The organism is Nocardioides sp. InS609-2 (genome assembly GCF_023208195.1).
In the GTDB taxonomy this organism is placed as follows: Bacteria; Actinomycetota; Actinomycetes; order Propionibacteriales; family Nocardioidaceae; genus Nocardioides.
This window is the reverse complement of record NZ_CP060034.1, coordinates 536,109-558,452: the sequence shown is the minus strand read 5'-3', so window position 1 is coordinate 558,452 and position 22,344 is coordinate 536,109. Positions and strand designations below refer to the sequence as shown.

Genomic DNA, 22,344 nt, shown 5'->3' with positions numbered 1-22,344 from the left:
GACATGTGGGAGCCGCAGCCGGACTGGCGGGCGATGCCGCCGGGCACGGGCACGTCCACCGTCGGCGTGTGGCGCGCTGCGCTGGGGGACCGGCCCGTGGTCATCAAGCGGCTGCGTCGACCCGACGCCCACGACCCCGGTGAGCTGCTGGATCCGACCCACTTCGCCTACTGGCGGCGCGAGGCCGACGTCCACGACACCGGCATCGTGCAGCAGACCGTCGGGCTCCGCAGTGCGATCGCGGCCGTCGAGGAGGACGACCTGGGTGTGACCTTGACTCGGGAGTGGGTGGAGGACGCCGCGACCAGTGGTCCGTTCATGTCGATCGGGATGGGCCGCTTCGCCGGCTCCGACCTGCCCCGCACCCGCTTCCTGGCCAAGGACCAGCTGCGCCACCGGCTGCTCCGGGTCGAGCGTGGTGGCGGCTGGCCGACACTGGCCCGGACGACCGCGGCCGACGTCGCCGACCACCTCTGGCAGCGGCGCGAGTCGTACCTGCAGCGCATGGAGCTGCTCCCCCAGGTGCCGCAGCACGGCGACCCCGCGCCCACCAACATGCCGGGCCGCGACGGCGACCACGTCGTGGCGATCGACTGGGCCACCCTCGGACTCGGTCATGTCGGCGGGGACCTCGGCTACCTGGCGCTCACTTCACGTGAGGCTCTCGAGCCGCTGCTCGACGCCTACCTGATCGGCCTGCCTCGTGCTTTCGCCGACCCCGAGGACGTGCTGCTGGGCGCCCGCGTCACCGCTGTCTACACGGCGCTGAGCCGGGCGGAGTGGGCACTGGCCCGCGTCGCTCCCGGTGAGGGAGCGCTAGCCGGCAAGCTCAAGCACCCCAGCGTCGCGCCGTACCTTCGCTCGCTCCAGCGCCTCGTCCCGCATATCGAGGCGCTGCTCGAATAGCGCGTCAGAGCGTGGTGGCGCTGAACGTGTCGCAGGAGTTGGGGTCGCCCGAGTCGTAGCCGGCGGAGAACCACTTCATCCGCTGCTCGGCCGAGCCGTGCGTCCACCCGTCGGGGTCGACCCCGCCACCCGAACGCTGCTGGATGCGGTCGTCGCCGACCGCCTTCGCGGAGTCGAGGGCCTCGGTGATGTCCTGTTGGTTGACCTCGGCGAAGATCTCGACGCCCGACTTGTCGGTCGTGCCGGTGGCCGCCTTCGTCCACACGCCGGCGAAGCAGTCGGCCTGGAGCTCGAGGCGGACGGCGTCGGACTCGGGACCCTTCTGGGTCTGCACCTGGCCCATGATGCCGAGCAGGTTCTGGATGTGGTGGCCGTACTCGTGGCCGATGACGTAGGGCTCGACGAACTCGCCGCCCTGCCCATCGAGCTGGCCCTCGAGCACGTCCTGGAAGAACGTCGTGTCGAGGTAGATCGTCTGGTCGGGCGGGCAGTAGAACGGCCCGACCTGGCTGGTGGCCTGGCCGCAGCCGGTGCTGACCGCGCCGCTGAAGGTCATCATCTGCGCGGGCACGAACTCGGCGCCGAGCTTCGGTGCCTCGTCGCCCCAGTAGTTGAACAGCGAGTTCTCGACGCCGACGCGGGCGCAGTCCTCGTCGGTCTCGGCGTCGGCACCGGTCTTGCAGTTGGCGTAGCGCTCGGAGTCGACCATCCGGCCGGTGTCGGTGCCGCCCTGCGCCTGACCGCCTCCGGTGGGCAGACCCGTGCCGCCGCCACCCATGCACTGGTTGAGCACGAAGATCAGCACGATGACGAGGAGCGTGCCGATGCCGCCGCCTGCCTTGGCGCCGCCGGGCAGCGGGATGCGCATCGGACCCCCGCCACGGGCGCCGCCACTGCCGGCATCGCCGACACGGCTGGTGTCGAGGCGGGCCTTGGGGCTGAAGCGCATCGTCGCGTCCTTCCTGCTGTCCGGCCGCCGAGTCGTCGTCGGCCGCTACCGCTCCGTACACTAACCATCCTGATGATCACCGCCCAACAACTCGAGGTGCGCGCAGGTGCACGTCTCCTGATGGAGGGCGTGTCCTTCCGCGTGGCTCCCGGCGACAAGGTCGGCCTAGTCGGCCGCAACGGCGCCGGCAAGACCACCCTGACCAAGATCCTCGCCGGCGAGGCCCAGCCGGCGTCGGGTTCCGTGCACGCCATCGGCGAGGTCGGCTACCTGCCCCAGGACCCGCGGATCGGCGACCCCGAGGTGCTGGCCCGCGACCGCATCCTGTCGGCCCGCGGCCTCGACGACGTCGTACGACGGATGCGTGAGGCCGAGGCCGAGATGGCCAGCGACGATGTGAAGGTGAGCGAGCGTGCGATGCGTCGCTACACGCGTGCCGACACCGAGCTGCACGCTGGTGGTGGCTACGCCGCCGAGTCGGAGGCCGCCCAGATCGCGCAGAGCCTCGGCATCGAGGAGCGGGTGCTCGCGCAGCAGCTGAAGACCCTGTCCGGTGGACAGCGACGCCGCGTCGAGCTGGCCCGGATCCTGTTCTCCGGCGCCGAGACGCTGCTGCTCGACGAGCCCACCAACCACCTCGACGCCGACTCGATCGTCTGGTTGCGGGAGTTTCTCCGGGCGCACCGCGGCGGCCTGATCGTGATCAGCCACGACAATGCCCTACTCGAGACCACCGTCAACAAGGTGCTCCACCTCGATGCCAACCGCGGCGTGATCGACGTCTACAACATGGGCTGGAAGGCCTACCTCACCCAGCGCGAGACCGACGAGCGACGCCGCAAGCGCGAGCGCTCCAACGCCGAGTCGAAGGCCAAGACGCTCACCGACCAGGCCAACAAGATGCGCGCCAAGGCCAGCAAGGCCGTCGCCGCGCAGTCGATGCTCAAGCGTGCCGAGAAGATGATGGCCGGCCTGGAGGGCGAGCGCGCAGCCGACAAGGTCGCCCGGATCAAGTTCCCCGCGCCCGCGCCGTGCGGCAAGACCCCGATCACCGCCGAGGAGCTGTCCAAGTCCTACGGCTCGCTCGAGGTCTTCACCGACGTCGACCTGGCCATCGACAAGGGCTCCCGCGTGGTGATCCTCGGCCTCAACGGTGCTGGCAAGACCACGATGCTGCGGATCCTCGCCGGCGTCGACCAGCCCGACACCGGCCAGGTGGTGGCCGGTCACGGGCTCAAGCTGGGCTACTACGCGCAGGAGCACGAGACTCTCGACACCAGCCGCACGGTGCTCGAGAACATGCAGTCTGCGGCGCCGCAGCTCACCGACAGCGAGACCCGCAGTGTGCTGGGCTCGTTCCTCTTCTCCGGCGACGACGCCCACAAGTCGGCCTCGGTGCTCTCGGGCGGTGAGAAGACCCGCCTGGCCCTGGCCAGCCTGGTGGTCTCGAGCGCCAACGTGCTGCTGCTCGACGAGCCCACCAACAACCTCGACCCCGCCTCTCGCGAGGAGGTGCTGGCCGCGATCCGCACCTACGAGGGCGCGATCATCCTGGTCACCCACGACGAGGGCGCCGTACGCGCTCTCGAGCCCGACCGGGTGCTGCTCCTGCCCGACGGCGACGAGGACCTCTGGAACGACGACTACGCCGACCTGGTCAGCCTCGCTTAAGGGCGTGTCTCCAACTCCGTGGCCTGCTGCGCGCCGCCCTGCGGGCACCTCGCTGCGTTGTCGTCGGTCGTCGATGCTGGCGCATCGCCTCCCTCCTCCGCCTTGCGATGCACTCCGCAGGACGACGCTCGCGACCGCCGAGAGTCGGCAGACACGCCCAGGGAACAACCCGTCCGTCGACTGCGTTCGCCCAAGAGGCGGAAGGACGACACATGTCATTGAGTTCAGGGATGGGTCCGGCGTGGCGGCACATGCGCACGGACCGCAACGTCGACCAGGGTCGTATCGACCGCAGGACCGTACGCCGTGTGCTGGGCTTCGCGCGTCCACACCGTGCTCTGATCGCGGTCTTCCTGGCGATCACGGTGGTCGACGCCTGCCTGGTCGTGGTGACCCCGCTGCTCGTGCAGCGGCTAGTCGACGACGGCATCGTCGGCAAGGACGGCTCGCTCGTCACCTGGCTGGCTCTGGGCATGGCAGTCGTGGCCGTGATCGGAGCCGTGCTCTCGGTCATCGGTGGCTGGTTCTCCTCGCGCATCGGTGAGGGCCTGATCTTCGACCTCCGCACCCAGGTCTTCGGACACGTGCAGCGTCAGTCGCTCGCGTTCTTTACCCGCACCCAGACCGGCGCGCTCGTCTCCCGCCTCAACAACGACGTCATCGGCGCCCAGCGTGCGTTCACCTCGACGCTCTCGACCACGGTCTCCAGCATGATCTCCGTGGTCGTCGTCGGCATCGCGATGCTGGCGCTGAGCTGGCAGGTCACGCTCCTGTGCCTGCTGCTCTTCCCGATCCTGCTCCTGACCTCGCGCTGGGTCAGCGGCCGGCTGGCCGGTCTGACCCGTGAGCAGATGGATGGCAACGCCGACATGGGCAACGCGATGACCGAGCGGTTCAACGTCGGAGGCGCAATGCTGCTGAAGTTGTTCGGCCGGCGCGATGTCGAGGACCGACTGTTCGCCGGCAAGGCCGCGCACGTCCGCGACCTCGGGATCCGGATCTCCCTGATCACCCGGGTCTTCGTGGCCGCGATGCTGCTCGTGCCTGCTCTTGCGACCGCCCTCGTGTACGGCGTGGGCGGGCACCTGGTCATCAGCGACGCGCTGACCATCGGCACGGTGCTGGCGCTCGGCACGCTGCTGCTGCGCCTGCTCGGCCCGTTGCAGAGCCTGTCCAACGTCCGCATCGACGTGATGACCGCGCTGGTCAGCTTCGACCGGGTCTTCGAGGTGCTCGACCTGCCCTCGCTGATCGAGGAGCGGGCCGACGCCATCGACCTGCCGGTCGGGTCCGCCCGGCTGGAGTTCGACGACGTCTCCTTCCACTACCCGCGTGCCGACGACATCTCGCTCGCGTCGCTCGAGTCGGTCGCGCGCAAGCCGTCCAACGACACGGGCGAGGTGCTCCGCGGAGTCTCGTTCGCAGCCGAGCCCGGCCAGATGGTCGCCCTCGTCGGACCCTCCGGTGCCGGCAAGACCACGGTCACCCACCTGGTGGCGCGCCTCTACGACCCCACGTCCGGCACCGTCCGGGTGGGCGGTCGCGACGTCCGCGAGGTCACGCTGGAGTCGCTCGAGGACGTCGTGGGCTACGTGACGCAGGACGCCCACATGTTCCACGACACCATCCGCACCAACCTGCTCTACGCCCGGCCCGACGCCGACGACCGGCAGGTCTGGGCGGCCCTCGAGGCGGCCCAGATCGCCTCCCTGGTGCGCGCCCTGCCCGATGGCCTCGACACCGTGGTCGGCGACCGCGGCTACCGGCTCTCCGGTGGAGAGCGCCAGCGGCTCGCGATCGCGCGGTTGTTGCTCAAGGCGCCGGCGATCGTCGTACTCGACGAGGCGACCGCGCACCTCGACAGTGAGTCGGAGGCCGCCGTCCAGCGGGCTCTCGACGCAGCTCTCGAGCACCGTACGTCGCTCGTCATCGCCCACCGACTCTCGACCGTGCGCAACGCCGACCTGATCCTGGTGCTCGACGACGGTCGGGTGGTGCAGCGCGGTTCGCATGAGGAGCTGCTGGCGTCGGGCGGTCTGTACGCCGACCTGTACCGCACGCAGTTCTCGCGCGGCGGGCTCGAGGAAGTCAGCCCCTAGCTAGGACTGTCTCTCCAGTTCAGCCACATCAGGATGGCGCGGAGGACCTAGCCTCCGCGGGTGGTGATGGCGAGCTTGTCGCAGCGGGTGGCCAGGCCGCACCAGTCCTTGATGCGGGGGTCTCCAGCACGCAACGTGCGCGGTTGCCGGGGTAGGCGGGCGGAGCAGCGAAGATGCCGACTGAGCCCGAGGTCGGATCGGCCCGGGTCCGGAACCGGTCCCGTGTGGCACACTCAAATCGACCCGGGCGAGCACCGCGGCCTCGCGGCAGCCGTCGCTGTGGTCGACCCTGACTCTTCGGACTTCGCTGCGCAAGTGAGGCACCTCATCGAGGACCTTGATGTCCATGTCGAGCGGGAGGACCTGTGGATGTTCCCGGTCTCGGTCGTCACGCTGGGGGCCACCGGCTGGACGGTCGTCGACGAAGCCCACACCAGGTCGCCGAGCTTCCTGCTCGATCCGTCGACGAGCGCGTCCCCGGCCTGACTACGCCGGCCACCCCTGTCCATCCCGCAAAGAGGAGAAACCATGCAGAAAGAGTCCCTGACAGCCTTGGCGCGTCACCACCTGGAGACGGCTTCGACAGCGCCGAGCGGTCGCAGCGCCCACACGATCTACGGAGGACACGAGCACGTCCTCCGCCAGACCCTGATCGCGCTCCGTGCGGGCTCGAACCTGGACGAGCACGAGAACCCGGGCGAAGCCACCGTCCAGGTGCTGCACGGCCGTGTCACCCTCGTGGCGGGTGAGACCAGGTGGAACGGGTCGCCCGGCGACCTGATGACCGTTCCCGACTCGCGGCACGCGCTCGAAGCCGTCGAGGACTCCGTCGTGCTGTTGACGGTGGCCAAGGGGAACTGATCCCTCAGCTGCCCGGAAGGGGCACGGTCCAGCGCAGATGGGTGCCGTCGTGCTCGGGCACCGTGAGGGTCCCGCCGCGCTTCTTGGCGCGCTGGCGAAGGTTGGTGAGGCCGCTGCGACGGGTGGACGAGCCGATCCCGACGCCGTTGTCGATGACGTCGACCGCGACGTGCTCGCCCGTGGCGGTGACCACGACCTCGACGCTCGTGGCGTGCGCATGCCGGGTGACATTGGTCAGTGACTCGCGGAGCAGCTGGTCCTGGTCCTGCTGGCCGCTGCCGGCGCCGGGCGGACGTTCGGACTCGGCCGGGTCTGGGAGCGGCTGCCCGTGGTGCAGCGGAACGGCTGGCTCAAGTAGCGCGGGCACGGCTCACAGCGGGGCGGACTCGACGAGTCCGCCCCTTTCTGCGCGAGTAGCCTGCCGGTCATGGATCTCGAACTCCGTGACCGCGTCTTCATCGTCACCGGCGGAGCCCGCGGGCTCGGCCGGGCGACCGCCGAGTGCCTGGTGGCCGAGGGTGCGCGGGTCGTGCTGTCCGGCCGCAGCGAGGAGTCCCTCGCCGCCGCGAAGGGCGAGCTGGGGGAGGCCGTCGTCACCGTCGTGGCCGACAACGCCGACCCCGAGGCACCCGCCACCCTGATGGCTGCCGCGCACGAGGCCTGGGGTCGACTCGACGGGGCGATGATCAGCGTGGGCGGGCCGCCCAAGGGGCCGGTCACCGAGATCACCGACGACCAGTGGGTGACTGCGTTCGGGTCGGTGTTCCTGGGGGCGGTGCGGCTGTCCCGCGAGGTCGGCAGGGAGCTGCCTGCCGGTGGGGCGCTGGCGCTGGTGCTGTCGTCGAGCGTGCGGATGCCGTTGGCCGACATGGCCATCTCCAACGGACTGCGTCCTGGGCTGGCCATGGTCGCGAAGACGCTGGCCGACGAGCTGGGCCCGAAGGGGGTCCGGGTCAACGGGCTGCTGCCCGGACGCATCGGCACCGAACGCGTGGCCGAGCTCGACGCGTCGACGGGTGACCAGGAGGCCGCGCGCGAGGCGGCGATCCGCACCATCCCGATGGGTCGTTACGGCGACCCCGGGGAGTTCGGCCGGGTCGCGGCGTTCCTGCTGTCTCCGGCCGCGTCATTCCTGACGGGCGTGATGCTCCCGGTCGACGGCGGGATGCTGCGCTCCCTCTGAGTCGTCTTCCGGGTCGGCGGTGCCACGCCGCTTCGGTCGCACGCCCCGCCACTCGTCGTACATGAGATAGAAGAAGCCGAACACCGCGAGCAGGCCGAAGAACCACCACTGGAGCCCGTAGAAGAAGTGTGGTCCGTTGTCGAGCTCGGGCAGCTCCGCAGCGGCCAGCGGGGTCTCGGCGGCGGGCGACTCGCTCCTGAGGTCGACGAAGCCACCGAGCACGGGCCGGTCGAGCGCTTCGCCGATACGTTCGCTGGAGATGGATCGCGTCGACAGATCGGTGACATCGGTGCTGTCGCCGGTCGCGTCCTGGCGGGCCCACCCCGTGACCGTCACCTCGCCAGGTGGCGGCTCGGGAAGGTCGTCCGGCGTGCTGCCCCGGGTCTCGGTGGCGACCCAGCCGCGGTCGACGAGCAGCGCGGTACCGTCGGAGAGCACCAGGGGCACCACCAGGTCGACCCCCGACGTGCCCTCGCGGGTGCGGTAGCGCACGATGACGGTGTCGTCGGGGTCGTAGGTGCCGGTGGCCTCCACGACCCGCCACTGCTTCTGGTCGGAGACGTCGTCGCCGACAGCGAGTACGTCGGTCACGGGCGCCGGCGGCAGGGCCTCGTTGCGCTCGATGATCGCGTTGCGTTGCTTGCGGTCCTCCAGCCGGTGGAACTGCCACTCACCGAGGCGCCAGGCCACCCAGGCCAGTGCGATGACGACGACGAAGAAGATCACCCACCGGCGACTGAGCAGGAACCGTAGGCGTCGCACCGCACGAGGTTATCTGCGTGCTGGTCGTCCGGTCAGGGCGGCTGGGGCCAGCACCTAGGATGGGCGTGTGACTCACGCACTGGAAGACCTCTTCGGCCGGGTGGCCACGGACCTGCGCGTGTCCCTGACCGACCGGTGCAACCTGCGCTGTTCCTACTGCATGCCGGCCGAGGGGCTTGACTGGATGCCGACCGAGCAGACGCTGACCGACGACGAGGTCGTCCGGCTGGTCACCATCGGCGTGCAGCAGCTCGGAGTCCTCGAGGTGCGTTTCACCGGCGGCGAGCCGCTGCTGCGCCGCGGCCTGCCCGACATCATCCGGCGCACGCACCAGCTGGGTGGCGTCGAGACGTCGCTGACCACCAACGCACTCGGCCTGGCGCGCACCGCTCAGACGCTGGCCGACGCCGGTCTCGACCGGGTCAACGTCAGCCTCGACACGGTCCGGGCCGACACCTTCGAGCAGATCACCCGGCGCAACCGGCTGCACGACGTGGTCGCCGGTCTGGAGGCCGCCCGCGACGCCGGGCTCGGCCCGGTCAAGATCAACGCCGTCCTGCTGCGCGGCGTCAACGACGACCAGGCGGCCGAGCTGCTGCGCTGGTCGATCGACGGGGGCTACCACCTCCGCTTCATCGAGCAGATGCCTCTCGACGCCCAGCACGACTGGTCGCGCACCGAGATGGTGACCGCCGACGAGATCCTGGAGCGGCTCGAGCGGGAGTTCGAGCTCACGCCTGCCGAGGAGCCGCGGGGCAGCGCCCCGGCCGAGCTGTTCAGCGTCGACGGCGGCCCGGCGACCGTCGGCATCATCGCCTCGGTCACGCGGCCGTTCTGCGGTGACTGCGACCGGGTGCGGCTGACCGCCGATGGCCAGGTCCGCAACTGCCTCTTCGCGCGCAGCGAGTCCGACCTGCGTACGGCGCTGCGCTCCGGCGCCAGCGACGAGGAGATCGCCGAGCGCTGGGTGATCGCGATGCGCGGCAAGCTCGCCGGACACGGCATCGACGACCCGAGCTTCCTCCAGCCGACCCGCCCGATGTCGGCCATCGGGGGCTGACCGCAGCTCGCTGCGGCGTATGCCTCAGTCCTGGTGCGGCACCACGTCACGCAGGAACTGCCGGGCCCCGAGGAACTGCGAGAGACTCTCGCGGTGATCGCCGCACGCCAGCCAGATCTTGCGACGGTCGGGCGTGTGGATCTTGGGGTTGTTCCACTGGAGATCCCAGACGGCCGGCGCGGTGCAGCCCTTGGCCGAGCAGACGGGCGGCTCGACGGGCTGGTCCATGGCTCCTCGCGGGGTCGGGTCCGGGGGAAATAAGAGGTGCCGGACAGCCACGGGGGAAGCTGTCCGGCACCACAACGAATTCAGACGGGGGATGCTGAACTCGTCTCGTCGATCATTGCACGACGCAAAGCATTTTCCAACTCATCACGGGCCATGTCGCCCGGGCGAGTCGGGCCCCGAACCGGGGGTTGCCGGAGGCGTCCCGGAAGGCTCTGTGGGGCTTGCGGGAAGGGCGTTGCGCGAGAGGTCCTGGCGCAGCGCGAAGTCGTCGGATCGAGGCGCGGCGACGTTGGCCATCACCACGGCGATGTAGGGAAGCAGGAGGGCCCCGGCGACGAGCACCCAGCGCAGCCAGCCCGGGCCGACGAGGATCGCTCCGATGAAGCACAGGGTGCGGATGCTCATGGAGATCACGTAGCGACGCTGACGAGCAGAGATGTCGGCCTCGCGACTCTCGGCGGCGGTCGTGATCCGGACCGCTGCTGCATCGTCGTGGGCATGCCGGCGAGCCATGCTCACCACTGTACGTCGCTACCATGCAGACCCAGCCCGAGCCATCAGGGAGCCCCCATGTCCAATCGCACGTACCGAGTCAGCGAGATCGTCGGCACCTCTCCCGACGGCATCGACCAGGCAATCGAGAACGGCATCGCCCGAGCCGGGCAGACGCTTCGCCACATCGACTGGTTCGAGGTCACCCAGATCCGTGGCCAGGCCAAGGACGGCGTCGTGGAGCACTACCAGGTCGGCATGAAGGTCGGCTTCCGTCTCGAGGACGAATGATCACGCCCCTTGGGCCGAGCGTGCAAGGGCCAAGACCAGGGCGGGAGATTGAGGAGGGCTCGGCTCAGATCCGAGCGAAGCGAGGAGTTGAGGGACCCGTCTCGAGATCCAAGGCCGAATCGGCGTACCCCGCGGTAATGGCTAGCGTCGGTGCCCGTGAGTGAACCTCGTTCCGTCCTGGTCACCGGTGGCAACCGGGGCATCGGTCGTGCCATCGCCGAAGCGTTCATCGCGGGCGGCGACAAGGTCGCGGTGACGACGCGCAGCGGGGGAGCGCCCGACGGCGCTCTCGACCTGCGCTGCGACATCACCGACCAGGCCGCCGTCGACGCCGCGTTCGCCCAGATCGAGGAGGCGCACGGGCCAGTCGAGGTGCTCGTCGCCAACGCCGGCATCACCGCCGACACCCTGGTGCTGCGGATGTCCGACGACGACTGGGACAGCGTCATCGCCACCAACCTCACCGGCTCCTTCCGGCTGGCCAGGCGGGCCTCCAAGGGCATGCTCCGGCTGCGCCGGGGCCGCATCATCTTCATCTCCTCGGTGGTCGGCCTGCTCGGCTCCGCCGGCCAGGTCAACTACGCCGCCTCCAAGTCCGGACTCGTGGGCATGGCCCGGTCGCTGGCGCGTGAGCTCGGCAGCCGCTCGATCACGGCCAACGTCGTGTCTCCCGGCTTCGTCGAGACCGACATGACCTCGGTGCTCACCGACGACCAGAAGAAGAAGATCAAGGACCAGGTGCCGTTGGGGCGCTACGCCACTCCGGACGAAGTTGCGTCCGCGGTTGCGTGGCTCGCCTCCGACGGCGCGGCGTACGTCACCGGGGCGGTCATTCCGGTCGACGGTGGACTCGGAATGGGGCACTGACATGGGAATCCTCGACGGAAAGCGCATCCTCGTGGCCGGCGTGACGATGGATTCCTCCATCGGCTTCGCCACCGCGAAGGTCGCCCAGGAGCAGGGCGCGACGGTGCTCATCTCCAACTTCGGCCGCGCCCTCAACATCACCAAGCGCATCGCCAAGCGGCTGCCGACCGAGCCGCCGGTGATCGAGCTCGACGTCACCGACCAGGCGCACCTGGACGGCCTGGCCGACGCCGTACGCGAGCACGTCGACGGCCTCGACGGGGTTGTGCACTCGATCGCCTACGGCAACCCCGCGACGCTGCTCGGCGGCAAGTTCCTCGAGGGCCCGTGGGACGACGTCGCGCAGGCGCTCCAAGTCTCGGCGTACTCTTTGAAGTCGCTGGCAGTGGCCTCTCGCCCGCTGATGTCTTCCGGTGGCTCGATCGTCGGGTTGACGTTCGACGCGACCAACGCATGGCCGGCGTACGACTGGATGGGCGTGGCCAAGGCTGCCCTCGAGTCGACCTCGCGCTACCTCGCCCGCGACCTGGGCCCTGACGGCATCCGCTGCAACCTCGTCGCGGCCGGCCCGCTCAAGACCCTGGCCGCCAAGGCGATCCCGGGCTTCGAGGACCTCGAGTCGGCATGGAAGGACCGCGCCCCCCTCGGCTGGAACGAGTCCGACCACGAGCCCACCGCCAAGGCCGTCTGCGCCCTGCTGTCGGACTTCTTCCCCGCCACCACCGGCGAGATCGTGCACGTCGACGGTGGCTTCCACGCGATGGGACTCTGAGCGGCGGCTCCTCGCATCGGTCTGGGAGGCGTCAGTCCGCGCTGTATCGCGGTGGCTGGCAGTCGGCAGGCACCGCTGCGCGCATCACCGGGCGGATCTCGATAGCGTGCGGCCGTGACCTCACTCGTCGAACTCCGCGTCCTGGAGGGGCCAAACCTCTACTTCCCGAGGGCCGCGATCAAGCTGACCCTCGACATCGGTGCGATCGCCACCGCCCCCACCGACCGGGCCATCCGGTTCGCGCGCCGCATCGGCCTCAAGAACGCCCGGCCGGGGGAGCCCGAGACGGGGTTCCGGCAACGGTTCGCACTGCGTGCCGTCGAGCGGCTGGTGCGGGCCATCGCTGCCGAGTCGGGTACGGCGCGGCTCGCCGTACGCGTGCGATCGACCAGTGACGCAAACCAGGTCGTCGTGGCGTTCCCGTGGCGCAACCGGGACCGTGCCCAGGCGATGGGCCTGGCCGTCGCCGACGTGATCGACCACCTGCCCAGCAGCGACCTCGATGCCGTGGTCAGCGAGGCGGCGGTCCGGGTGGCGGAGTCGCCTCGTGGCGCGGCGCCGCACACGATCACCCCGCGGGTGCCCGTGGTCGCGGTGACCGGCACCAATGGCAAGACCACGACAAGCCGGATGATCGCGCACATCGCGCGGACCAACGGGATGCTCGTCGGCTGGTCGAACACCGACGGCATCTACGTCGACGGCGAGCTGATCGAGGCCGGTGACTACTCCGGCCCGAGTGGTGCGGGGCGGGTCCTGGCGCACGAGAACGTGCAGCTCGCGGTCACCGAGACCGCACGCGGTGGCATCCTGCTGAAGGGCATCGGCCTCACCCGCAACGACGTCTCCGTGGTCACCAACGTGACCGCCGACCACCTGGGTCTCCAGGGCATCGACACCGTCGACCAGCTCGCCGAGGTCAAGGCCGTCGTGCCGCGCATCACCCGCAAGCAGGGCTGGGCCGTGCTCAACGCCGACGACCCACGGGTCTATGCGATGAGGTCGGTGATCGTGGCCACGCCGTGGGTGTTCTCCCGCGACCCCGACTCGCCCGGCGTACGCGAGGTGCTTAACGACGGCGGCCGGGCGACGACCGTGATCGACGGCTGGCTGTGCGTGCTGCGGCCCGGCGCCGACCCCGACCCGCTGATCGAGCTGGTCGACGTGCCGATGACCCTTGCTGGTCTCTCGCGCTTCAATGTCGAGAACTCGCTGGCCGCGGCGTCGGCGTCGCTGGCGATCGGCATCCCGCGTGACGTCGTCGTCGAGGGGCTCCGGACCTTCCGTCCCGACGCCGAGCACAACCCGGGCCGGATGAACTTCTTCACCGTCCCCGTGACGGGCGGTGTCGTGTCCGTGGTCATGGACCTCGCCCACAACGAGGCCAGCCTCGAGGCGATGCTCGAGATCATGAACGGCGTCCGAGGTTCCGGTCGCCGGCTCATCCTCGGGCTCGGCGCGGTGGGTGACCGCACCGACGACCTGATCGAGATGCTCGGCGAGATCGGCGCCCGGGACAGCGACGTGGCGGTCATCGGGCACAAGGAGCGCTACCTCCGGGGCCGCAGCACCGAGGAGCTCGACGGTCTGCTTCGCACCGGCGCCGCCCGGGTCGGTGTGACCGAGATCGAGTCCTGGCCGACCGAGGTCGAGTGCTTGGCCGCGATGGTCGCGCAGGCCGAGCCGGGCGACGTGGTCGGGTTGATGTGCCACGCCGAGCGGCAGGAGTGCTACGACTGGATCACCGAGCACGGCGGCACCGCCGACAGCCCGGAAGCGCTGGCCGCGAAGGTGCGCGTCGCGACGGCGGTCTAACGACGTATGAGTCGCCGCACGACCCGAGCCGGACGCAGCGCGGCGCACCCGGCGCAGCTCGCTCTGCATCGGCTCGAGCCGGCGCAGGGCCTCGTCGCGCTCGGCCCTGGCGAGCGCCGCGCGAGTGGCGTGCTCGTCGTGCAGCCAGCCGGGCATGTCGTGGGGGGAGCGGGACCTCGTCGGGGATGTCGGCGCGGAGATCGGCGCCACGCGGGATGCGTCGCAGGCGCTCACGGAACTCCAGCTCGTTGGGAGCCGTCGGCACCAGCCGGTCGACGTACCACTCGATGAGGCCGAGTTTGCGCAGCTCGTGCAGCTGCTCGACCAGCGAGTCGGGCGTGAGCACCCAGACGTGGCTGTCGACGTAGTCGCCTCGCCGCGTCATCTCGAGCCTGCTCCGCACGTAGGCCTCGTCGTAGCCGCGGGCGGCATAGCCGGGCGGCCGGTCGCCGTTCCACAGGTGCGCCGTGTTGAACGACGATGGCAGTGCTGTTGGCGTCCTACACCGATCGCACACCAGGCCGGGTATGGCCCTCTTCGTGCGCGGCCAGGATCTGGCCGACCGTCGTCAGCGGCCGGTGGGCATCGAAGCCGTAGCCCTTGTCGGGTACGGCGAGCACCAGCACGCCGTCGTCGGCGACCACGTCGGCCAGCTGGGCCAGCCAGCCGACCAGGTCGGGGATGTGCTCGATGACGTGGGACGCGATGCCCCAGGCGTACGGGCCGCCGGGGCGAGTGCCTCGCCGAGCGTGTGCGTCGTGCCGTCGTCCTCGATGAGTGAGAAGTCGACGTCCTGGATCTCGTCGTTGATGACGTCCGGGTTGTCGACGTAGCGATGCCTCAGCTGCCCGGTGGTGTAGAGGTCGACGTAGCGTACGTCGGCCTCGTCGCGTCGGACGAGCGGTGCGTCGAGCGGGCCGATCTCGAACCCTCAACCCTCTGAGAAGTCGTACAGGTCCCAGCAGGGCTGGGCACGCAGGTGCCGGTGCGCCGCACCGTGCCCGCCCCCGACGGCTTCACGCATCGTTTCCAGCGGGGACGTAGTCGGGGTCGGCGGTGGGGTTCTCGTCGGAGGCGCCCGACCCGGCCTGGGCGGTCTTCGACCAGTTCTCCAGCTCCGACATCACCTGGCCGTGCTTGTCGACGCAGACGACGACCAGGTCGCCCTTGTTGGCGCGGCTCATCGCGCGGCGTACGGCCTTGATCTCGTCGAGCACCGTCTCCACCTGCTTGCAGCGGCTGCCCTCGGCCATGGCGGCCTTGACGCCCTCGGTGACCAGGGCAGCGATGTCGCCGCGCTTGCGACCGCGCAGCGCCTCGTCCTCACGGACGATGACCACGTCGAAGTGCTGGGCGGCGATGGTGCCGAGCTCGGTCATGTCCTCGTCGCGCCGGTCGCCGGCCGTGGCGATGATGCCGATGCGGGAGGGGCGGGCCAGGTCGTGCGAGGACTCGAGCGACTCGCCGAGGCGGTCGACGAAGTCGCCGAGCGCCTTCATGCCGGGGGCGTTGTGGCAGTAGTCGACGATCACGTTGACGCCGCTGACCTCGACCTCGTTGAGGCGCCCGGGGGACAAGTAGTAGTTGGTCGAGAAGGTGCGCAGGCCCTGACGGATGTCGTGCAGCGGTGCACCGGCAGCGAAGGCCGCAGCAGCAGCGCCGAGTGCGTTCTGCACGTTCATCCGGGCCCGGCCACTGAACGTCGCGGGCAGCAGGTGCGTCCACGCCAGCTGCATCTCGCGGCGGCCGTGCTTGACGACGATCATCTCGCCGCGGTCGGACGGGTTGAGCACGAGCGCCTTCCCGCCGCGGCGGCAGTGCGCCTCGATCATCTCGCGCACCTCGGAGCCCGGCTCCTCCATGGAGAACCACACGACCTGGCCCGAGCACCGCCGGCGCATCTCGCGCACCAGCGGGTCGTCCGCATTGAGCACGGCATGCCCGTCGCGCGGCACCGCCTCGACCAGCACGGCCTTCACGTCGGCGAGCTGCTCGATGGTGTCGATGCCACGGAGGCCGAGGTGGTCGGGCTGCACGTTGAGTACGACGGCAACGTCGTTGCGCTCATAGCCGAGACCCTCGCGCAGGATGCCGCCACGAGCGACCTCGAAGACCGCGAAGTCGACGCGGGGGTTCTGGAGGACCATCCGCGCGCTGCGCGGACCGGAGGCATCGGCCTTGATGATCAGCCGCTCGTCGATCACGACACCGTCTGTCGAGGTCATGCCGACCTTCCGGCCCATGCCTTTGAAGATGTGGCTGATCATCCGGCTGGTGGTGGTCTTGCCATTGGTGCCGGTGACGGCCACGATCGGGATCCGGCTCTGGGCGCCCGGCGGGAAGAGCATGTCGACGACCGGCTTGGAGATGAACTGCGGCTCACCGATGGTCGGGTGCGTGTGCATCCGGAAGCCCGGGGCGGCGTTGACCTCGCAGATCGCGCCGCCGGTCTCACGCACGGGCTCGGTGATGTCGGGACAGATGAAGTCGATGCCGGCGATGTCGAGGCCGATCATCCGCGCGGCTTCCTCGGCGATCTCGATGTTCTCGGGGTGCGCCTCGAACGTGCGGTCGATGGAGATGCCGCCGGTCGACATGTTGCCGGTCAGCGCGAGCTTGACCATCTCGCCCCGGTCGGGAACCGAGTCCAGCTTGTGCCCCTGGCCGACGAGCACCTCGATCGCGGCGTCGTCGACCTTGATGCGGGTGAGCACCTTCTCGTGACCGACACCGCGCCGCGGGTCGGCGTTGGTCAGCTCGACCAGCTGCTCGACCGTGGCGGTGCCGTCGCCGATGACGTGGGCGGGAACTCGCTCGGCAATCGCCTCCATGCGGCCGTTGATGATCAGGCAGCGGTAGTCCTTGCCGGTCACGAACGACTCGACGATCACGGAGCCGCGACGCGACTGATCCTTGGCGATCTCGAACGCCTCGCGTACGTCGTGGTCGCTCGTCAGGTTCAGGCAGACGCCGCGACCGTGGTTGCCGTCGAGCGGCTTGACCACGACCGGCCAGCCGATCCGGCGGGCGACCGTGACGGCCTGGTCCGCCGTACGCACGGAGTCCTGCTTGGGCACCGGGAGACCGGCCGCGCCCAGCAGCTTGGTGGTGAGATCCTTGTCGGAGGCGACGTCGACCGCGATCGACGACGTGTTGGAGGTCATCGTGGCGCGGATGCGCTTGGCGTGGACGCCCTGGCCGAGCTGCACCAGCGAGTGCGGGTTGAGACGGATCCACGGAATGTCGCGCGACACGGCCTCGTCGAGGATCGCCTGCGTCGACGGGCCGAACGCCGACCGCTCGGCCTTGAGGATGAAGTTCTCGAGCTCGGACTCCCAGTCGAGGTCGGGGTCGCCCTGGACGAGGTGGTTGACCAGTCGTACGGCGAGCTTGCCGGACAGCAGCCCCACCTGCTCGTCGACGTAGCCGTAGACGACGTTGTAGACACCGGTCTGGCCCTTGACCTGGCGGGTCTTGCCGCGGCGGATGTCGTGGCCGACGACCTGCTGGAGCGAGAGCGCGACGTGCTCGGCGACGTGGCCCAGCCAGGTGCCCTCGTTGAGCCGCTCGACGAAGCCGCCACGGCGACCGCGGGAGCAGGAGTGCTCGCGCAGCCCGGGCAGCTTGGAAAGGAGCTCGTCGGTGAACCCCGGCAGGGTGTTGGTCGGGAACTGCTCGAGCGAGCCGAGGTCGACGACCAGGTGGATGGCCTTGTCGTAGGACCACACGTTGGCGCCGCGGTAGACGCGGGTCTCGACGATCCGCAGGTCGGGTGTGGGGCGCTCGCTCATGCGTTGTCTCCGTCCGGGGAGGTGGGGGACGTACGGGCAGACGGGCGCTTGCGGGCGAGTCGTGCCCGAAGCGCCTGCGGCGACCGGTCCGCTGCCGCAATGTCACGGGCGAGCTGTCGCATGTCTTGCTGGGCCTCGGCGATCTCGGCGGCGTCCTCGGGCGCCACCTCAAGTGCATAGGGCACCAGCTGCCGGTTGGTCAGGTCGAACGCCTGGCCCGCGGGCAGGATGTGGAGTACGACGCCGCTGGCGAGCAAGGGCGACGAACGCTTGGCCTCGTAGGCGTTGGTCACCATGTGTGATCCATCGAAGATCGTCACGGCCCCGCGACCGGCCACGCGTAGCAGCTCACGGCCGCCCTCGAACGTCACGATGGCGGCGGTGTCCTCGTCGATTCCGATGCCGAGGAGCTGCGGCGACTGGCTGACGATCATCAGCAGCCGACCGTAGCGGTTGCGCTGGTCGAAGTGCTGGTCGATCACGGTCGACTGGACCAGCCCGAGGCCGGCGGCCACCTGGGTCATCCGCTGCTTTGGGGTCGACCCGCCCACGCCGAAGGCGACCATGTGCGACGACTGGATGCTGGCGCCTGCCGATGTGCCGGCGACCACGACACCCCGTTGGTGAGCCTCCACGATCGCGTCACCGAGCGGGGTGCCGCAGATGATCGCGGACAGCTTGAGCTGGTTGCCGCCCGTCATGAAGATGCCGGTCGCCGAGGCGAGCCGGGCCACCAGGTCGGGGTCGGTGGCGTCGGCGCGGCTCTCCGGGCGCACCGGCACCACGTCGGCCGCGCCCAGCCTCCGGAACAGGGCGTCGTACACCTCGGTGACCTCGTCGCCGAGCGAGGAGGCGGTCGGGATGACCGCGATGCGGGCCTCCGGGCCCCCGCTGGCGGTGACGAACTCCGTGAGCAGGGTGCGCTTGCGGAGCTTGTCCTCGGCGCCGCCGATGATGAGCAGCGGGCCATGGGGGTGTTCTGGCATGACAGGGAGGTTATCGGCAGTCACACTGAGCCCGTGCACACGGACTCCCGACCCTCCTCACGCCACGTGGTGGTCATGCGTCATGCCAAAGCCGAGCAGGTCGCCGCATCCGACATGGAACGCACCCTCACCGACCGCGGTCGAGCCGACGCCGCGGAGGCCGGCGCGTGGCTGGCGTCTGTCGACTCCGTGCCCGACCACGTGCTCGTCTCGAGCTCGGTGCGCACCCGCGAGACCTGGGCCACCGTCGCCGACGCGGCCGGCTGGACGGTCGAGCCCGACTTCGAGACCGCGTTGTTCTCCGCCGGGCCGGAGTCGGCCCTCGACCTGCTGCGGTTGGTGGACCGTGAGGCGCGGTCGCTGCTGGTCATCGGCCACAACCCGACGATGGGCTACCTCGCGCAGCTGCTCTCCGACGGCCTGGGCGACGAGGTGGCGATGAGCGAGATGGCGGGCGGCTTCCCGACGTGCGCGCTGACGATCTTCGAGTACGACGGCGAGTGGGCCGACCTCGAGCTCGGCTCGGCCAGGGTGGCCGCCTTCCACGTCGGCCGTGGCTGACCAGCTCGGCGTCTCCGAGGTCGCCGCGCGGCTGCGCGAGTCGGGTTCGGTGTTCGCCGAGGAGGAGGCCGAGCTGCTGCTCGCGCAGTTCGACGGATCAGAGCTCGCGGCAGCGGTGCTCGACCGGGTGGCCGGCGAGCCGCTGGAGCACATCCTCGGCTGGGCGGAGTTCGCCGGAGTGCGGATCCACGTCGCGGCGGGCGTGTTCGTGCCGCGCAGGCGCAGCGAGATCCTGCTCCAGCAGGCGCTGGCGCACCTGCCTCGCCACGGACTGATGGTCGAGCTGTGCTGTGGCGCCGCACCCGTCGCGACCGCGATCGCGGCCGCCCGGGTCGACGCCACCGTCTTCGCGAGCGACCACGACCCCGCGGCGGTGGCGTGCGCGCGCCTCAACCTGGAGCCGCTCGGGGGGCACGCCGAGGTGGGTGACATGGCTGCCTCGGTGCCGGTCGAGTACGTCGGCCGCGTCGACGTTCTCGTCGCGAACGCGCCGTACGTGCCGACCGACGAGATCGCCCTGATGCCTTCGGAGGCCCGGCTGCACGAGCCGGCCGAGGCGCTCGACGGCGGTCCCGACGGCACCAACCTCCAGGACCTGGTGGCCGCAGCGGCCCGCCCACTGCTCGCGCCGACCGGCGTGGTGATCATCGAGACCAGCCGCCGGCAGGCCGACACCACGGCGTCGCGGATGCTCTGGCGCGGCTTCGTGCCCGAGGTGGTGCTGGACGACGAGGTCGACGGCACGTGCGTGATCGGTCGGCGGCAGTAGAGCTCAGGCGACTGGTGGCGCGGGCGTGACGATGCCGAACTCGGCGTCGGCTGCCTCGATCTCCTCGCGGGAGATGCCGAGCAGATAGACGATCGCGTCGAGGTAGGGCACGTTCACGGACGTGTCGGCGGCGCTGCGTACAAGGGGCTTGGCGTTGTAGGCGATGCCGAGCCCGGCCGCGTTGAGCATGTCGAGGTCGTTGGCGCCGTCGCCGATCGCGATGACGGCTGCTTCCGGCACGCCGACCTTCTCGGCGAACTCGCGCAGCGCCGTGGCCTTGCCTGCCCGGTCGACGACGTCGCCGATGATGCGGCCAGTGAGCTTGCCGTCGACGATCTCGAGCTCGTTGGCCCGCGAGTAGTGGATGCCGAGGTCCTCGGCGAGTCGGTCGGTGATCTGGCTGAACCCGCCCGAGACGATCGCGAACCGGTAGCCGAGCCGGCGCAGGGTGCGCACCATCGTCCGGGCGCCGGGCGCGAGCACGATGGCGTCGTACACCTCGTCGAGGGCGGATGCGTCGATGCCCTCGAGCAGGCTGACGCGCTGCCGCAGGGACGCCTCGAAGTCGAGCTCGCCGCGCATCGCCGCCTCGGTCACCCGGGCGACCTCGGCCGCATGGCCCGCGTGGGCAGCGAGCATCTCGATCACCTCGCCCTGGATGAGGGTCGAGTCGACGTCCATGACGATCAGCCGCATGCCGCGGCGCATCAGGTTGGCGGGTTGGACGGCGATGTCGACGCCCAGGGTCGCGGCCTCGATCGCCAGCAGGGTGCGCAGCTGCTCGGGGCTGGTGCCGGAGACGTGGAGGTCGATCGCGGTGACCGGGTAGCGCGCCATCCGCTCGATGCGGTCGATGTTGGCGCCACTGTCGGCGATCCGGCCGGCGATGGCCGCCATCGCCGAGGCCTTGAGCGGGGAGCCGATGATCGTGACGTGTGATCGTCCCTCGCGACGGACCTTGTTGTCGCCGACGCCGCGGTCGACGTCCACGTTCATGCCCAGCCCGGCCGCGGTCTCCTCGATGACGGTGCGCAGCTTCTTCCAGTCGCGCGGGGCGGTGACGAGCACGCCGAGGACGAGCCGGCGGCGCAGCACGATCTGCTCGATGTCGAGAACCTCGACACCAGCGGCCGCGAGCCTCGAGAAGATCGAGGAGGTCACGCCCGGCCGGTCCTTGCCGGTCAGCGTGATCAGCAGTGTCTTGGGCGGGTCTTCGTGGTGCTCGGGCAGGGCGTCCATGGCGAGACCGAGGCTACTGCGACCCGATGGAAGTGTCGGCGGCGCGTCGTAGCGTGGACCGGCATGACGCACACACACCACACCATCGACTACATCGAGCTCAACGTGACCGACCTGGCGGACTCCCGCTCGTTCTACGAGCAGGCCTTCGGGTGGCGGTTCAACGACTACGGCCCCGAGTACGCCGGCATCGTTGCCCCGTCGGGTGACGGCGAGGTTGGCGGCCTCGGGGTGGGGCGGCCACCGGGCCCGGGCGGGTCGCTGGTGATCCTCTACTCCGACGACCTCGACGCCAGCGTTGCCGCGGTCGAGGCGGCCGGTGGCGCCGTCACCGAGGGCCCCTACGACTTCCCGGGTGGCCGGCGCTTCCTGTTCGCCGACAACAGTGGCAACGTCCTGGCGGTGTGGAGCCCTTCGTGAGCCACCGGTCGCGTCCGTGGCGCAACACCACCCACGACTGGGCGCACGACGTCGACCTGGCGCACCTCGCGGGCGTACGCCGCGACGCGGCCTCCCTCGCGCCGTCCGGCGCACTCCACCTGGTGCTCGAGGTGCTGGCTCACCCCCTCGACGAGGCAGTGTCCACGGGCGCCGGCGAGGTCGTCGTCGAGGTCACCGTGCATGACGACGGCTCCGTGTCGGTCGCCGATCACGGTCGCGGCACCGACACCCGCCTGGACGCGGCCGGCCGGATCGTCAGGAAGCCGGTCATGGCCACCAAGGACCTTCGGTTCTTCGACACCCCCGGCGCGCAGACGCTTCCCGACGGCCATCCGCGGCGCGGGATGTCGGTGGTGGCCGGATTGAGCGAGTGGCTGGTGCACACCAACCGGAGGCACGACGGCGCCTGGACCCAGCGCTACGAGCACGGCGTGCCGGTGGGGGAGCTGACGTCCGTCGACGGCGACGGCACCACCGGCACGACGGTGCGCTTCCGCCCGGACCCGGCACTCGTCGCCGAGGTCGACGTCGCCGAGGTCCGCCGTCTCGCGACGGCCCTCGGGCCGGAGCTGCACGTCCAGGTCAGCGGCCCCGGCTGACG

The 22,344-nt window shown here is 70.2% G+C and carries 25 protein-coding genes; 16 read left to right on the top strand and 9 right to left on the bottom strand.

Annotation, left to right across the window (positions count from 1 at the left end; translation table 11 throughout):
- The first annotated feature begins 3 nt into the window (after positions 1-3).
- On the top strand, positions 4-906 hold the full coding sequence (locus H4Q84_RS03020) for a phosphotransferase (protein ID WP_248581928.1): 903 nt from the start codon (positions 4-6) through the stop codon (positions 904-906).
- A 4-nt stretch (positions 907-910) separates the two neighbouring features.
- On the opposite strand, the gene H4Q84_RS03015 is transcribed toward H4Q84_RS03020, so the two are convergent.
- On the bottom strand, positions 911-1,855 hold the full coding sequence (locus tag H4Q84_RS03015) for a neutral zinc metallopeptidase (RefSeq protein ID WP_248581927.1): 945 nt from the start codon (positions 1,853-1,855) through the stop codon (positions 911-913).
- A 72-nt stretch (positions 1,856-1,927) separates the two neighbouring features.
- Here H4Q84_RS03015 and H4Q84_RS03010 point away from each other — a divergent pair, with 72 nt between their 5' ends.
- The 4 genes from H4Q84_RS03010 to H4Q84_RS02995 all read left to right on the top strand — a co-directional run bounded on the left by H4Q84_RS03010 (position 1,928) and on the right by H4Q84_RS02995 (position 6,486).
- Complete coding sequence (locus tag H4Q84_RS03010; RefSeq protein WP_248581926.1) at positions 1,928-3,526, top strand: ABC-F family ATP-binding cassette domain-containing protein; 1,599 nt, start codon at positions 1,928-1,930, stop codon at positions 3,524-3,526.
- Between the two features lie 212 nt (positions 3,527-3,738).
- Entirely contained in the window at positions 3,739-5,625 is a 1,887-nt protein-coding gene (locus tag H4Q84_RS03005) for an ABC transporter ATP-binding protein (protein ID WP_248581925.1), read from the top strand.
- Between the two features lie 315 nt (positions 5,626-5,940).
- Positions 5,941-6,111: a hypothetical protein gene (locus H4Q84_RS03000; RefSeq protein WP_248581924.1), complete on the top strand. Its 171-nt coding sequence runs from the start codon at positions 5,941-5,943 to the stop codon at positions 6,109-6,111.
- Between the two features lie 42 nt (positions 6,112-6,153).
- The gene (locus H4Q84_RS02995; RefSeq protein WP_248581923.1) at positions 6,154-6,486 is read left to right on the top strand and encodes a cupin domain-containing protein; all 333 of its coding nucleotides are present in this window, start codon (positions 6,154-6,156) and stop codon (positions 6,484-6,486) included.
- 4 nt (positions 6,487-6,490) lie between these two features.
- Here the strand turns inward: H4Q84_RS02995 and H4Q84_RS02990 are convergent, their stop codons facing one another.
- Positions 6,491-6,853 (bottom strand): ATP-binding protein, encoded by a 363-nt coding sequence (locus H4Q84_RS02990; RefSeq protein ID WP_248581922.1) that lies wholly within the window; start codon positions 6,851-6,853, stop codon positions 6,491-6,493.
- Between the two features lie 60 nt (positions 6,854-6,913).
- On the opposite strand from H4Q84_RS02990, the gene H4Q84_RS02985 reads away from it, so the two are divergent.
- Positions 6,914-7,669, top strand: a complete 756-nt coding sequence (locus H4Q84_RS02985; protein ID WP_248581921.1) for an SDR family oxidoreductase — start codon at positions 6,914-6,916, stop codon at positions 7,667-7,669.
- On the opposite strand, the gene H4Q84_RS02980 is transcribed toward H4Q84_RS02985, so the two are convergent.
- Entirely contained in the window at positions 7,613-8,431 is an 819-nt protein-coding gene (locus tag H4Q84_RS02980) for an SURF1 family protein (protein WP_248581920.1), read from the bottom strand. The genes H4Q84_RS02985 and H4Q84_RS02980 overlap by 57 nt on opposite strands.
- Before the next feature lie 67 nt (positions 8,432-8,498).
- On the opposite strand from H4Q84_RS02980, the gene moaA reads away from it, so the two are divergent.
- The gene (moaA, locus tag H4Q84_RS02975) at positions 8,499-9,491 is read left to right on the top strand and encodes a GTP 3',8-cyclase MoaA (RefSeq protein WP_248581919.1); all 993 of its coding nucleotides are present in this window, start codon (positions 8,499-8,501) and stop codon (positions 9,489-9,491) included.
- 24 nt (positions 9,492-9,515) lie between these two features.
- Here the strand turns inward: moaA and H4Q84_RS02970 are convergent, their stop codons facing one another.
- Together H4Q84_RS02970 and H4Q84_RS02965 are read right to left on the bottom strand one after the other, a co-directional pair.
- Positions 9,516-9,719: an acetone carboxylase gene (locus tag H4Q84_RS02970; protein WP_248581918.1), complete on the bottom strand. Its 204-nt coding sequence runs from the start codon at positions 9,717-9,719 to the stop codon at positions 9,516-9,518.
- Positions 9,720-9,863: 144 nt separating this feature from the next.
- The gene (locus H4Q84_RS02965) at positions 9,864-10,232 is read right to left on the bottom strand and encodes a DUF3099 domain-containing protein (protein WP_248581917.1); all 369 of its coding nucleotides are present in this window, start codon (positions 10,230-10,232) and stop codon (positions 9,864-9,866) included.
- Between the two features lie 57 nt (positions 10,233-10,289).
- Between H4Q84_RS02965 and H4Q84_RS02960 the strand changes: the two genes are divergently transcribed.
- The 4 genes from H4Q84_RS02960 (at position 10,290) to H4Q84_RS02945 (ending at position 13,956) form a co-directional block, all read left to right on the top strand.
- Entirely contained in the window at positions 10,290-10,502 is a 213-nt protein-coding gene (locus tag H4Q84_RS02960) for a dodecin (protein ID WP_248581916.1), read from the top strand.
- A gap of 156 nt (positions 10,503-10,658) precedes the next feature.
- On the top strand, positions 10,659-11,369 hold the full coding sequence (locus H4Q84_RS02955) for a beta-ketoacyl-ACP reductase (protein ID WP_282580304.1): 711 nt from the start codon (positions 10,659-10,661) through the stop codon (positions 11,367-11,369).
- Between the two features lies 1 nt (position 11,370).
- On the top strand, positions 11,371-12,141 hold the full coding sequence (gene fabI, locus H4Q84_RS02950) for an enoyl-ACP reductase FabI (RefSeq protein WP_248581914.1): 771 nt from the start codon (positions 11,371-11,373) through the stop codon (positions 12,139-12,141).
- Positions 12,142-12,255: 114 nt separating this feature from the next.
- Positions 12,256-13,956, top strand: coding sequence for a Mur ligase family protein (locus tag H4Q84_RS02945; RefSeq protein ID WP_248581913.1), 1,701 nt, complete (start codon positions 12,256-12,258; stop codon positions 13,954-13,956).
- On the opposite strand, the gene H4Q84_RS02940 is transcribed toward H4Q84_RS02945, so the two are convergent.
- The gene (locus H4Q84_RS02940; protein WP_248581912.1) at positions 13,883-14,473 is read right to left on the bottom strand and encodes a hypothetical protein; all 591 of its coding nucleotides are present in this window, start codon (positions 14,471-14,473) and stop codon (positions 13,883-13,885) included. The genes H4Q84_RS02945 and H4Q84_RS02940 overlap by 74 nt on opposite strands.
- A gap of 22 nt (positions 14,474-14,495) precedes the next feature.
- Here H4Q84_RS02940 and H4Q84_RS02935 point away from each other — a divergent pair, with 22 nt between their 5' ends.
- Positions 14,496-14,789: a hypothetical protein gene (locus tag H4Q84_RS02935; RefSeq protein ID WP_248581911.1), complete on the top strand. Its 294-nt coding sequence runs from the start codon at positions 14,496-14,498 to the stop codon at positions 14,787-14,789.
- Positions 14,790-14,972: 183 nt separating this feature from the next.
- Here H4Q84_RS02935 and cphA read toward each other — a convergent pair whose 3' ends face one another.
- Together cphA and H4Q84_RS02925 are read right to left on the bottom strand one after the other, a co-directional pair.
- Positions 14,973-17,747, bottom strand: a complete 2,775-nt coding sequence (cphA, locus tag H4Q84_RS02930; RefSeq protein ID WP_248581910.1) for a cyanophycin synthetase — start codon at positions 17,745-17,747, stop codon at positions 14,973-14,975.
- The gene (locus H4Q84_RS02925) at positions 17,744-18,733 is read right to left on the bottom strand and encodes a cyanophycinase (RefSeq protein WP_248581909.1); all 990 of its coding nucleotides are present in this window, start codon (positions 18,731-18,733) and stop codon (positions 17,744-17,746) included. Before H4Q84_RS02925 ends, cphA begins: the two co-directional genes overlap by 4 nt.
- A 75-nt stretch (positions 18,734-18,808) precedes the next feature.
- Here H4Q84_RS02925 and H4Q84_RS02920 point away from each other — a divergent pair, with 75 nt between their 5' ends.
- Positions 18,809-19,294 (top strand): histidine phosphatase family protein, encoded by a 486-nt coding sequence (locus tag H4Q84_RS02920; RefSeq protein ID WP_248581908.1) that lies wholly within the window; start codon positions 18,809-18,811, stop codon positions 19,292-19,294.
- A complete protein-coding gene (locus tag H4Q84_RS02915) occupies positions 19,287-20,063 on the top strand; it encodes a putative protein N(5)-glutamine methyltransferase (protein WP_248581907.1) in 777 nt (258 codons plus the stop codon). The genes H4Q84_RS02920 and H4Q84_RS02915 overlap by 8 nt, the downstream gene beginning before the upstream one ends.
- Positions 20,064-20,066: 3 nt before the next feature.
- Here the strand turns inward: H4Q84_RS02915 and serB are convergent, their stop codons facing one another.
- Positions 20,067-21,302, bottom strand: coding sequence for a phosphoserine phosphatase SerB (gene serB / locus H4Q84_RS02910; RefSeq protein WP_248581906.1), 1,236 nt, complete (start codon positions 21,300-21,302; stop codon positions 20,067-20,069).
- A gap of 63 nt (positions 21,303-21,365) precedes the next feature.
- On the opposite strand from serB, the gene H4Q84_RS02905 reads away from it, so the two are divergent.
- Positions 21,366-21,722 (top strand): VOC family protein, encoded by a 357-nt coding sequence (locus tag H4Q84_RS02905; RefSeq protein WP_248581905.1) that lies wholly within the window; start codon positions 21,366-21,368, stop codon positions 21,720-21,722.
- Complete coding sequence (locus tag H4Q84_RS02900; RefSeq protein WP_248581904.1) at positions 21,719-22,342, top strand: hypothetical protein; 624 nt, start codon at positions 21,719-21,721, stop codon at positions 22,340-22,342. The genes H4Q84_RS02905 and H4Q84_RS02900 overlap by 4 nt, the downstream gene beginning before the upstream one ends.
- Positions 22,343-22,344: the final 2 nt, after the last annotated feature.